The 12,206-nt window shown below is 59.6% G+C and carries 9 protein-coding genes and 1 pseudogene; 4 read left to right on the top strand and 6 right to left on the bottom strand.

The annotated features are described in order from the left end of the window. Positions 1 to 4: 4 nt before the first annotated feature. Positions 5 to 1,309 (bottom strand): dicarboxylate/amino acid:cation symporter, encoded by a 1,305-nt coding sequence (locus PFEN_RS05310; RefSeq protein WP_191485946.1) that lies wholly within the window; start codon positions 1,307 to 1,309, stop codon positions 5 to 7. Between the two features lie 278 nt (positions 1,310 to 1,587). On the opposite strand from PFEN_RS05310, the gene PFEN_RS05305 reads away from it, so the two are divergent. From PFEN_RS05305 to PFEN_RS05295, 3 genes and pseudogenes are all read left to right on the top strand, one after another. Continuing rightward, positions 1,588 to 2,526 carry a LysR substrate-binding domain-containing protein gene (locus PFEN_RS05305; protein WP_191485945.1) on the top strand — a complete coding sequence of 313 codons (939 nt, stop codon included), beginning with the start codon at positions 1,588 to 1,590 and terminating at the stop codon, positions 2,524 to 2,526. A gap of 166 nt (positions 2,527 to 2,692) precedes the next feature. Next, entirely contained in the window at positions 2,693 to 3,199 is a 507-nt protein-coding gene (locus tag PFEN_RS05300; protein WP_191485944.1) for an AAA family ATPase, read from the top strand. Between the two features lie 225 nt (positions 3,200 to 3,424). Then, positions 3,425 to 3,703 (top strand): annotated as a pseudogene (locus PFEN_RS05295) (DUF3077 domain-containing protein). Between the two features lie 666 nt (positions 3,704 to 4,369). Here PFEN_RS05295 and PFEN_RS05290 read toward each other — a convergent pair. Both PFEN_RS05290 and PFEN_RS05285 read right to left on the bottom strand, forming a co-directional pair. Beyond that, a complete protein-coding gene (locus PFEN_RS05290; RefSeq protein ID WP_191485943.1) occupies positions 4,370 to 4,894 on the bottom strand; it encodes a single-stranded DNA-binding protein in 525 nt (174 codons plus the stop codon). Positions 4,895 to 4,903: 9 nt separating this feature from the next. Further along, complete coding sequence (locus PFEN_RS05285) at positions 4,904 to 6,301, bottom strand: MFS transporter (RefSeq protein WP_191485942.1); 1,398 nt, start codon at positions 6,299 to 6,301, stop codon at positions 4,904 to 4,906. A gap of 177 nt (positions 6,302 to 6,478) precedes the next feature. On the opposite strand from PFEN_RS05285, the gene uvrA reads away from it, so the two are divergent. Next, complete coding sequence (gene uvrA / locus PFEN_RS05280; RefSeq protein ID WP_191485941.1) at positions 6,479 to 9,313, top strand: excinuclease ABC subunit UvrA; 2,835 nt, start codon at positions 6,479 to 6,481, stop codon at positions 9,311 to 9,313. Between the two features lie 196 nt (positions 9,314 to 9,509). Here the strand turns inward: uvrA and bfr are convergent, their stop codons facing one another. The 3 genes from bfr to rplQ form a co-directional block, all read right to left on the bottom strand. Continuing rightward, positions 9,510 to 9,974, bottom strand: a complete 465-nt coding sequence (bfr, locus tag PFEN_RS05275; protein WP_191485940.1) for a bacterioferritin — start codon at positions 9,972 to 9,974, stop codon at positions 9,510 to 9,512. Positions 9,975 to 10,130: 156 nt separating this feature from the next. Continuing rightward, complete coding sequence (locus PFEN_RS05270; RefSeq protein ID WP_191485939.1) at positions 10,131 to 11,579, bottom strand: catalase; 1,449 nt, start codon at positions 11,577 to 11,579, stop codon at positions 10,131 to 10,133. 239 nt (positions 11,580 to 11,818) lie between these two features. Further along, positions 11,819 to 12,205, bottom strand: a complete 387-nt coding sequence (gene rplQ, locus PFEN_RS05265; protein WP_100944360.1) for a 50S ribosomal protein L17 — start codon at positions 12,203 to 12,205, stop codon at positions 11,819 to 11,821. Position 12,206: the final 1 nt, after the last annotated feature.

Genomic DNA, 12,206 nt, shown 5'->3' with positions numbered 1-12,206 from the left:
GCGCTCACACCGTGGTCGCCGGAGTACGCGCCAGCGCGACGGACTGGGCGGCGGGCAACTCGCCCCGTTCCGCCTCGACCTCATGCGCCTGCTCGGCGCGGGCGACCACTGCGGTGGCGATGCTGTTGCCGACCACATTGGTCGCGGTTCGCGCCATGTCGAGAAACTGGTCGATGCCGATGATCAGCAACAGGCCGGCTTCGGGCAGGTTGAACATCGGCAGGGTCGCGGCCACCACCACGACCGAGGCCCTGGCGACCCCGGCCATGCCCTTGCTGGTGACCATCAGGGTCAGCAGGATCAGCAACTGCTGGGTGAAGCTCAGCTCGATGTTGTAGGCCTGGGCGATAAACAGGATGGCAAAGGACTGGTACATCATCGAGCCGTCCAGGTTGAACGAATAACCAAGGGGCAGGACGAAGCTGGATATGCGTTTCGGCGCGCCAAACTTCTCCAGGGCGTCCATGGTTTTCGGGTACGCGGATTCGCTGCTGGCGGTGGAGAACGCCAGCAGGATCGGCTCCTTGATCAGTTTGCCGAGGGTGAACACCGAGCGTCCGAGAAACAGGTAACCGGCACCGAACAGCACCGCCCAGAGTAGAGCGATACCCAGGTAGAACTCGGCGATCAGTTTGCCATAGTCCAACAGCAGGCCGAGGCCTTCGGTGGTGATCGCACTGGCAATGGCGGCGAACACACCAATGGGCGCGAAGGCCATGACGTAGTCGGTGATTTTGAACATCACCTTGGCCAGCTCATCCACCAGGCTGGTGATCCGAGGGAAACCGGCCTGCTTCAGCCCCGCCAGGGCGAAACCGAAAAACAGCGAGAACACCACGATCTGCAGGATTTCGTTGTTGGCCATGGCCTCGGCAATACTGCGCGGGAATACGTGGCTGACAAACACCTTGAGGCTGAAGTCGCCGGTATTCACTACTGGGGACGCGACCGCGCCCTGGCCGAGGTGCAGGTTCATCCCCGCCCCGGGCTGGAACAAATTGACCAGCAACATGCCGATCAGCAGGGAGATCAGCGAGGCGCTGATAAACCAGGCCATGGCACGGGTACCGATACGCCCGACCGAGCGCGAACTGCCGAGACTGGCGATACCGCCCACCAGGGTGGCGAACACCAGCGGTGCGATAATCATCTTGATCATTCGCAGGAAGATATCGGTGACCATCGAAAAGTAGGCGGCGATGTCCTTGGCCGACTTGGTGTCGGCCGCGAAGTGATGGCACAGCCAGCCGACCAGGACGCCGGCGGCAATGCCGATGGCGATGTGACGGGGCAATCTGTTTTTGTTCATGGTGTTTCCCTCAAGTCTGTTGTCGGTTTTTTTTGCTTGGCAGGAAAAATATCGTTGGCCCGGCTGCTCTGCGGCGCCGCGCCCAGGTGCATAACTCACAAACACCTCGGTCCTGTAGGAGCAGGGCTTGTCCATAGGCCGATTCTAGGGTCAGCCCGCCCAGCAGATGATGAGTAATCGCCATTACCTGATGCGCTTTTGGAATAGTTACGAAAAATCCGACGAAGCCTCGAAGGCGCTGACGTAGACTCGTGATCACCGCGACCGAGGTGGGCAGCATGCAAATCAAGTGGCTGGACGATCTGCTGGCGATCGAGCAATACAAGAACTTCTCCCGGGCCGCCGAGGTGCGCTGCGTCACTCAATCGGCGCTGTCGCGACGGATTCGCTCGCTGGAAGATTGGGTTGGCGCGCAACTGGTCGACCGTGGTACCTATCCGGTGCAATTGACCCAGGCCGGCCAGCTGTTTTGCGAACAGGGCCGCGAAGCGCTGGCGGCCCTGCTGGAATTACGCTCGACCCTGCGCCAGGACGAAAAAATGCCTGGGCGTTCGATTCAGATCACCGCGGGCCACAGCCTGTCGATCACCTTCCTGCCCAAGTGGCTGGCGCAATTCCAAAAGCACCACGAGCCGTTCAACGTGCGGGTGGTCGCGGCGAATATCCATGACGCGGTGATTGCCTTGGCGGAAGGTAATTGCGACCTGATGATCGTGTACCACCATCCCCAGGCACCGATCCTGATCGACGCCAACAAGTTCGCCAGCCTGCCCCTGGGCCGGGACGCCTTTCTGCCGTTCTGTGCGCCGGACCGTAGCGGCAAGCCGCTGTACCGGCTGCCGGGCAAGGCCGGCAAAGCGGTGCCCTACCTGGCCTACACCGCCACGACCTTCCTCGGACGCGTGGCCGACCTGATTCTCAAGAACACGATAACGTCCTGCGAACTGACGCGCTGCTATGAGGCCGACATGACCATGCTGCTGATGCAGATGGCCATCGAAGGCTATGGAGTGGCCTGGCTACCACAGAGCGCTGCCGCGCCAGCCGTGAACAGCGGGCAGTTGGTGCAAACCGGTGGCAACGAATGGAACACTGGCCTGGAGATCCGAGCCTATTGCTCGCTGGCTAACCAGAACCCGACCATGCGCGAGTTGTGGGAAACCTTGGGGAAGGCTTCGCGGGAGGTGAGCGAGTTGAAGATCGCACCGACGGCTTAAGAAAAAGTTGAGCTTTTCTGCAAATCTTAAGATTTTCTTGGCTGACCGAAGAAAAACTGCGTGGTCGAACCAAAAATTAAGATTTTCATCATGGGCTTGGCTGAATATGTTTCACGGTCTCAGCGGGCGCCTAAACTGGGTTCACCCACTAACCGAAGGACATAGAATGCTCATTGTCTTCAGCGGCCTTCCTGGTACCGGAAAAACGACTATCGCAAGTGGCCTTGCCACCAGAACAAGTGCCGTATATCTGCGGATCGATACGATTGAGCAGGCTATCCGAAATTCCGGCGCTCTGGCACAAGACGTGGGGCGAAGCGGTTACATGGTCGCCAATGAGCTTGCTCTGAACAATCTTCGTTTTGGCAGCACGGTCATAGTCGACTGTGTTAACCCAGTAAGCGAAAGCCGTAAAGCGTGGAACGAAATCGCCATACGCGCGGGTGTTCCGTTAGTGAATATCCAGGTGGTTTGTTCTGATAAACCTGAACATCAGCGACGGGTAGAAGCCAGGAAGATTGATATTCCTGGGCTGGCGCCACCCACCTGGCAGTCTGTATTGGCTCATGAATATGAGCCGTGGGATAACGCCCCGTTTGATATAGACACAGCCCTGACGTCTGCGACGGAGGCAGTGGCAATGATCGCCAAACAATTTTTATCCAAGGAATAGCGCCAGCTAAAATCCCAACGTAGCAAGAGGCGAGCTGTATCTCCGGTTTACCAACCTGCGCACAGCTGCCACCTATTCGCTTGGTAACGAACGTGGTAGCTCTCACATTGATACGGGAGTTTTATCCATGCAGGCTTTCAGTACACTCGTAAATCTCACTTTCCTCGCAACATTCAACAGTACTCAGAAACACAGCCATTTCATGACTGATGCCGGAGGTGTGTGATGAGCAATCACACCGACATCAAAACCCTCGGCGTCATCACCTTTTCCCAGTGTGGCTCCCAGGGTCGTGAACTGTTTCGCGTATGCCCCGGCGCTCCCATTCTGTAAGCCATGGAACACGCGTCGCTCCTGCTCTACTGCGCCAAAGCACTCTCCCTCGATGCGGCCCTGGAAAGCGACGGCGAACGCTACGCCTGGGTATCGCATTATCTGGGTGAAATGGGCAAGGCGGTCATCGATGATTTGACGCAGGGCATGTTGCGCGGGGCGTCGGTGTAAGCGGGTCATAAAGGCGCCCATTGGACTAATGCCAGTCAGTTAAAAGCGATCTTAAGTCTGGCCGAGATTTGTGGCGAGCGGGCTTGCCCGCGCTGGGACGCGAAGCGGCCCTAAAATCAGCGATTGCATTGTGTCAGGCAGAACGCAGTCACAGGTTTACGACTGCTTCGCAGCCGAGCGCGGGCAAGCCCGCTCGCCACAAGACCGCGCTCGACTGAAATTTTGTTAGCTGACAGGCATTAGCCCATTGGGTGTCTTTTCTAGAGAAGTCTAGGAGGGCTGGTAGTCGCAGCGCTTACTTAGCTAGTCTCAAGAGACTGGGTCGCAAGGTTGCCGCTACCGCAGGAAGGTGACGTCCCGCAAGCCGCACTGTCGGCCAATAGATACCGTGATACCAAACAACAATGCTCTTATTGAGCCCTCATCGGTAATTAGCAACAGCCAACCCTTTCATCAATTCCCCAGCGTTTGCGGGTAGTGCTGGCATGGGCCAAGCAGCTGTCTTGACCCGCTTTATTTCCAAATGCGCCCACAGACCAGCCTCACGCAAACTCAAGGCGTGAGACGAGTAAAAAGCATCAACTATTTTTACCGGCCAGAAACGAGAAAGCCCCCGCAGGGCGGGGGCTTCAAAGAGACACTTTACAGCAAAGTCTCTGCTATTCCTCAGAACGGAATATCGTCATCAAAGCTGTCGAAATCCGGAGCCGGCTGCGGTGCGGCTTGCTGTGGCGCCGGGCGCGATTGCTGCGGGGCCGACTGCTGTGGACGCGGCGCCTGTTGTGGGCGAGGAGCCTGCTGCCGTGGCGCGGACTGATCGTAGCCGCCTTGTTGGTCGCCCTGTTGTGGACGGCCACCGAGCAACTGCATGGTGCCCTGCATGTCGACGACGATTTCAGTGGTGTAACGCTTGATGCCGTCTTTTTCCCACTCACGGGTCTGCAGCTTGCCTTCGATGTAGACCTGCGAACCTTTACGCAGGTACTCGCCAGCAATCTCGGCAACCTTGCCGAACATCGACACACGGTGCCACTCGGTCTTCTCGACCTTTTGACCGGTCTGCTTGTCGGTCCACTGTTCGCTGGTCGCCAGACTCAGGTTGGTCACGGCGTTGCCGTTAGGCAGATAGCGAACCTCAGGATCCTGGCCGCACGTGCCGACCAATATGACTTTGTTAACCCCACGGGCCATAACGTTCTCCTAGGCTTCGCACGCTTGTGGCGCCGGCTCGTTGACCAGGCGTTCGAGAGTCGTGCGATCCAACAATTCGGTGTCCAATTTGATGTAAATGGCGGCCTCTTCGGCCACCACTACTGCATCGGTTACCCCTACCATCGCCTTCAGGCGCTCGACCAGACCGGCTTCGCGGATCGCCTCGGGCGATAACGGCACGCGCAGGCTGGTCACGTAGGGAGGTTCGCGCATGGTAACAGCAAAGGCCAACCAGAGGGCAGCCAGACCGGCGCATCCAAGGAAAACCGCCGACAAACCGCCATGCTGGAACATCCAGCCGCCGAGGATGCCGCCAAGCGCGGAACCGAGGAACTGGCTGGTGGAATACACCCCCATCGCCGTACCCTTGCCGCCCGCCGGCGAAACCTTGCTGATCAGCGATGGCAAGGAGGCTTCCAGCAGATTGAACGCGGTGAAGAACACCACCGTACCGATCACCAGGGCCCGCAAGCTGTCGCCGAACTCCCAGAAGAATAGCTCAGTGAGCATCAGGGTCGTCACGGCGCCGAGTAAAACTCGTTTCATTTTGCGTTTCTTCTCGCCATAGATAATGAACGGAATCATGGCGAAGAAGGAAATCAGCAGCGCGGTCAGGTATACCCACCAGTGCTGCTCCTTGGGCAGCCCGGCCTTTTGCACCAGGGCCAGGGGCAAGGCGACGAAGCTGGACATCAGCATCGCGTGCAGAACGAAGATCCCCAGGTCCAGACGCAACAGATCGGGATGCTTGAGGGTCGGCAGCAACGCCTGGCGGGCCACGCCGGACTCTCGGTGCTGCAACGGACCGGTGGCGCGCGGCACCATGAAGGCGATGATCAGGATCCCCAGCAACGCCATGCCACCGGTGGCCAGGAATAGCCCCGAGAGGCCGAAGGCGCGAGTCAGCAAGGGCCCGACGACCATTGCCACGGCGAACGACAGACCGATGGTCATGCCGATCATCGCCATGGCCTTGGTCCGGTGCTGTTCGCGGGTCAGGTCCGAGAGCAACGCCATGACCGCCGCGGAAATCGCCCCGGCACCTTGCAGGATGCGCCCGGCGATCACGCCCCAGATCGAATCGGCATTGGCCGCCAGCAAGCTGCCCAGGGCGAAGACCACCAGCCCCAGGTAGATCACCGGGCGGCGGCCGATACGGTCGGAAATGATCCCGAAGGGAATCTGGAATACCGCCTGGGTCAGGCCATAGGCGCCGATCGCCAGGCCGATCAGGGTCGGCGTCGCCCCCGCGAGATCCATCCCGTAAGTAGCCAGAACCGGCAACACCATGAACATGCCAAGCATACGGAAAGCGAACACCAGGGCCAGACCGCTTGCCGCGCGGGTCTCGCCGCCACTCATGCGGTCGCTGTGGGGATCGTGCATGGAAAAACCTCGTGTGAACCGGCGGCGATTCTACCAGTCCCATCGATAGTGGGGATACATGGCGACGCTTTGTCGCGAGCTGTCATGCAAGACTGAAACACTGTCGTCCGATAGTGTGCATCCATCCAGTATTTAGCCTTATACTCTTGCGTTTACCGCCCGCCGTGCGAGGCCATCTTGGACAAGATCCTGATTCGTGGGGCTCGAACCCACAACCTGAAGAACATCGACCTGACCCTGCCCCGGGACAAGCTGATCGTGATCACCGGCCTGTCCGGGTCGGGCAAGTCGTCCCTGGCCTTCGATACACTGTACGCCGAAGGTCAGCGCCGTTATGTGGAATCGCTGTCGGCCTATGCCCGGCAATTCCTGTCGATGATGGAAAAGCCGGACGTCGACACCATCGAAGGCCTGTCGCCGGCGATCTCCATCGAGCAGAAGTCGACTTCGCACAACCCGCGTTCGACGGTCGGGACCATCACCGAGATCTACGACTACCTGCGCCTGCTGTATGCCCGCGTCGGCACCCCGCGCTGCCCGGACCACGATATTCCGCTGGAAGCCCAGACCGTCAGCCAGATGGTCGACCTGGTGCTGGCCCAGCCCGAGGGCGCCAAGCTGATGCTGCTGGCGCCGGTGATCCGCGAGCGCAAGGGCGAGCACCTGTCGGTGTTCGAAGAGCTGCGGGCGCAGGGCTTTGTCCGCGCGCGGGTCAACGGCCGGCTCTGCGAGCTGGACGAAGTGCCCAAGCTCGATAAACAGAAAAAGCACTCCATCGATGTGGTGGTCGACCGCTTCAAGGTCCGCGCCGATCTGCAACAGCGCCTGGCCGAATCCTTCGAGACCGCGCTGAAGCTGGCGGACGGCATTGCCCTGGTGGCGCCGATGGACGACGAACCCGGCGAGGAGATGATCTTCTCCGCGCGCTTCGCCTGTCCGATCTGCGGTCATGCCATCAGCGAGCTGGAACCCAAGCTGTTCTCCTTCAACAACCCGGCTGGCGCCTGTCCGACCTGTGACGGCCTGGGGGTGAAACAGTTCTTCGACATCAAGCGCCTGGTCAATGGCGAGTTGACCCTGGCCGAGGGGGCAATACGCGGCTGGGACCGGCGCAACGTCTATTACTTCCAGATGCTCGGATCGTTGGCCGCCCACTACGGTTTCAGCCTGGAAGTGCCGTTCGGCAGTCTGCCAGCGGACCAGCAGAAGTTCATCCTGCAAGGCAGCGGCAGCCAGAACGTCGACTTCAAGTACCTCAACGACCGCGGCGATATCGTCAAGCGCTCGCACCCGTTCGAAGGCATCGTGCCGAACCTGGAACGCCGCTACCGCGAAACCGAATCGGCCACCGTGCGCGAGGAGCTGGCCAAGTTCCTCAGCACCCAGCCGTGCCCGGACTGCCGTGGCACGCGCCTGCGTCGCGAGGCGCGGCACGTATGGGTCGGCGAAAAGACCCTGCCAGCGGTGACCAACCTGCCGATCGGCGATGCCTGCGAATACTTTGGCGGGCTGAAGCTGACCGGTCGCCGTGGGGAAATCGCCGACAAGATTCTCAAGGAAATCCGCGAGCGCCTGCAGTTCCTGGTCAACGTCGGCCTGGACTATCTGTCCCTGGATCGCAGTGCCGACACCCTTTCCGGTGGCGAAGCACAGCGGATTCGCCTGGCCAGCCAGATTGGCGCCGGCCTGGTGGGGGTGTTGTACATCCTCGATGAGCCGTCCATCGGTTTGCACCAACGGGACAACGACCGCCTGCTCGGCACGCTGAAGCACCTGCGCGATATCGGCAACACGGTGATCGTGGTCGAACACGATGAAGACGCGATCCGCCTGGCGGACTATGTGGTCGATATCGGCCCGGGTGCCGGCGTGCATGGCGGACATATCGTTGCCGAAGGGACACCGGCCGAGGTCATGGCGCATCCCGACTCGCTGACCGGCAAGTACTTGTCCGGCCGGGTGAAGATAGAAGTCCCGGCCAAGCGCACACCGCGCAACAAGAAACTGGCACTGCACCTCAAAGGCGCGCGTGGCAACAATCTGCGCAATGTCGACCTGGAGATCCCGCTGGGTCTGCTGACCTGCGTGACCGGTGTGTCCGGCTCCGGCAAGTCGACACTGATCAACAACACCCTGTTCCCGCTCAGCGCCACCGCGCTCAATGGCGCGACGACACTGGAAGCCGCGGCCCACGACAGCATCAACGGCCTGCAGCACCTGGACAAGGTGGTGGACATCGACCAGAGCCCCATCGGTCGTACCCCACGCTCGAACCCGGCCACCTATACCGGTCTGTTTACACCGATCCGCGAGCTGTTCGCCGGCGTGCCGGAATCCCGCTCGCGGGGTTACGGCCCGGGGCGCTTCTCGTTCAACGTCAAGGGTGGACGCTGCGAAGCCTGCCAGGGCGACGGCCTGATCAAGGTGGAGATGCACTTCCTGCCGGACATCTATGTGCCGTGCGATGTGTGCAAGAGCAAGCGCTACAACCGCGAAACCCTGGAGGTCAAGTACAAGGGCAAGAGCATCCACGAGGTCCTCGAGATGACGATCGAGGAAGCACGGGAGTTCTTCGACGCGGTGCCGGCGCTGGCCCGCAAGCTGCAGACGCTGATGGACGTGGGCCTGTCGTATATCAAGCTGGGGCAGTCGGCGACCACCCTGTCCGGCGGCGAGGCGCAACGGGTCAAGCTGTCCCGCGAGTTGTCCAAGCGCGATACCGGCAAGACCCTGTATATCCTCGATGAGCCGACCACTGGCCTGCACTTCGCAGATATCCAGCAGTTGCTCGACGTTCTGCATCGCCTGCGCGACCACGGCAATACCGTGGTGGTGATCGAGCACAACCTGGATGTGATCAAGACCGCCGACTGGTTGGTCGACCTTGGGCCTGAAGGGGGTTCCAAGGGCGGGCAGATCATTGCGGTCGGTACGCCGGAGCAAGTGGCGGAGATGCCCCAATCCCATACCGGGCATTACCTGAAGCCGCTGTTGCTGCGCGACCGGGCGTAACCGGATAGCATGAAAAAGCCCCTGTCATTGAGTGATGACAGGGGCTTTTTTGTGGAGCTGAAATCGCTATCGCCAGCAAGCTGGCTCCTACAGGTTCCGCGTCCACTCACGATCTTGCGAGCGACAACTCTCGCTTGTAGGAATCAGCGTGCTGCGCGCGGCGTTCCGACGATCCGCCGCGCAGCAGCGGCCATTCTCAGAACTGCGACTGCAAGTAATTCTGCAACCCGATGGACTTGATCAGCCCCAACTGCTTCTCCAGCCAGTAGGTGTGATCTTCCTCGGTATCAGCCAACTGCACACGCAGGATCTCGCGGGTGACGTAATCCTTGTGCAGCTCGCAGAGCTCGATGCCCTTGCACAGCGCGGCACGCACCTTGTTCTCCAAGCGCAGGTCGGCGGCGAACATGTCAGGCACGTTGCTACCGATGTCCAGGTCGTCCGGACGCATGCGCGGCGTGCCCTCGAGCATCAGGATCCGGCGCATCAACGCATCGGCATGTTGCGCCTCTTCTTCCATCTCGTGATTGATGCGCTCGTAGAGCTTGCTGAAGCCCCAGTCCTCATACATCCGCGAATGGATGAAATACTGATCACGGGCTGCCAGCTCACCGGTCAGCAACGTGTTGAGGTAGTCGACTACGACCTGGTTACCTTGCATCGCCCTACATCTCCCTGCTTGAAAGGCTGCATTTTGAACCATGCTGACCGGGAGGTCACTGGAAAAACACAAACAAAGCAAAGATTTCCAGAGAAAAGCAGCCTAAAAAACGCAAAAACCGCCCTGAGTGAGGGCGGTTCTGCTTCTCGTTCAGACTTAGTTCAGCACTACACCCAGCGCCTTGGCGATACCTTCGCCGTATGCCTGGTCGGCCTTGAAGAAATGCTGCAACTGGCGCTCGACCACGTCATCGGATACACCCGACATCGCGCCAGCGATATTGCTGATCAGCAGCGCTTTCTGCTCGGTGCTCATCAAACGGAACAGCGCACCGGCATGACTGTAGTAATCGGTATCTTCGCGGTGATCGTAACGATCCGCCGCACCACTGAGGGCCAACGCCGGCTCAGCGTAGTGAGGCGCCTGTTTGGGCGCTTCGACGTAGCTGTTGGGCTCGTAGTTCGGCGTCGCGCCACCGTTGCTGCCAAAGGCCATGGAGCCGTCACGCTGGTAGGTGTTGACCGGGCTGCGCGGGGCGTTCACCGGCAACTGCTGATGATTGGTGCCGACACGGTAGCGGTGGGCATCGGCATAGGCGAAGACGCGGCCTTGCAGCATGCGGTCCGGTGACAGACCAACACCCGGCACCATGTTGCTCGGACCGAAAGCTGCCTGTTCGACTTCGGCGAAGTAGTTCAGCGGGTTACGGTTGAGCTCGAGCTCGCCGACTGCGATCAGCGGAAACTCTTTCTGCGACCAGGTCTTGGTCACGTCGAAAGGGTTCTCGTAATGCGCCGCGGCCTGGGCTTCGGTCATGATCTGGATACAGACAGTCCATTTCGGGAAGTCGCCGCGTTCGATGGCGCCGAAAAGATCACGCTGGGCGTAATCCGGATCGGTGCCCGCCAGGCGTGCCGCCTCGGCCGGCGCCAGATTCTTGATGCCCTGCTTGGTCTTGTAGTGCCACTTGACCCAGTGCCGCTCGCCCTTGGCGTTGATCAGGCTGTAGGTGTGGCTACCAAAACCATGCATGTGCCGGTAGCCGTCCGGGATCCCACGATCCGAGAACAGGATGGTGACCTGGTGCAGTGCCTCGGGCGAGTGCGACCAGAAATCCCACATCGCCTGCGCGCTCTTCAGGTTGCTTTGCGGCAGACGTTTCTGGGTATGGATAAAGTCGGGGAATTTCAGCGGATCGCGGATAAAGAACACTGGCGTGTTGTTGCCAACGATGTCCCAGTTACCTTCCTCGGTGTAGAACTTCAAGGCAAAACCACGCGGATCACGTTCGGTGTCGGCCGAACCACGTTCACCACCGACAGTCGAGAAGCGCAGGAAAGTCGGGGTCTGCTTGCCCACGGATTCGAACAGCTTGGCGCTGGTGTACTGGGTAATGTCTTTGGAAACGGTGAACGTACCGTAGGCACCCGAGCCCTTGGCGTGTACACGGCGCTCGGGAATGTTCTCACGATTGAAGTGAGCGAGCTTTTCGATCAGGTGAAAGTCATCGAGCAACAGCGGGCCACGGGGCCCGGCGGAACGGGAATTCTGATTGTCAGCGACAGGAGCGCCACTGGCGGTCGTAAGGGTTTTGTTCTGGCTCATGTGATCGTCTTCCTCTGTCAGTCTTTGAACCGCCGGCTAATCGGCTGAGAAGGAGTATTGACCATCAATGTGACGCAGACAAATTCATTAATTTGCTTACATCAATAGAAAATGACTACCAACGACTCCAGCTCATAGCGTGCAGTCAGGCGCAGTGTAGAAGCTTGTACATACGATGCGTTTCTTGCGGGCACAAAAAACCGGGCGCTAGGCCCGGTTTCTTGTTTCAGACTGACGTCTTACTCGGCAGATACAGCTTCGCCGGCAGTAGCACGATCAACCAACTCGACGTACGCCATAGGCGCGTTGTCGCCAGTGCGGAAACCGCACTTGAGGATGCGCAGGTAGCCACCCTCACGGGTAGCATAACGCTTGCCCAGGTCGTTGAAGAGCTTACCAACGATAGCTTTCGAACGAGTACGGTCGAAAGCCAGACGACGGTTAGCCAGGCTATCTACTTTAGCCAGAGTGATCAGCGGCTCAGCAACGCGGCGCAGTTCTTTGGCTTTTGGCAGAGTCGTTTTGATCAGCTCGTGCTCGAACAGCGACACCGCCATGTTTTGAAACATGGCCTTGCGGTGCGAGCTGGTGCGGCTCAGGTGACGACCACTTTTACGATGACGCATG

This window comes from Pseudomonas sp. FEN (assembly GCF_904067045.1).
GTDB lineage: Bacteria > Pseudomonadota > Gammaproteobacteria > Pseudomonadales > Pseudomonadaceae > Aquipseudomonas.
This window is presented reverse-complemented; position numbering and strand designations above follow the sequence as displayed.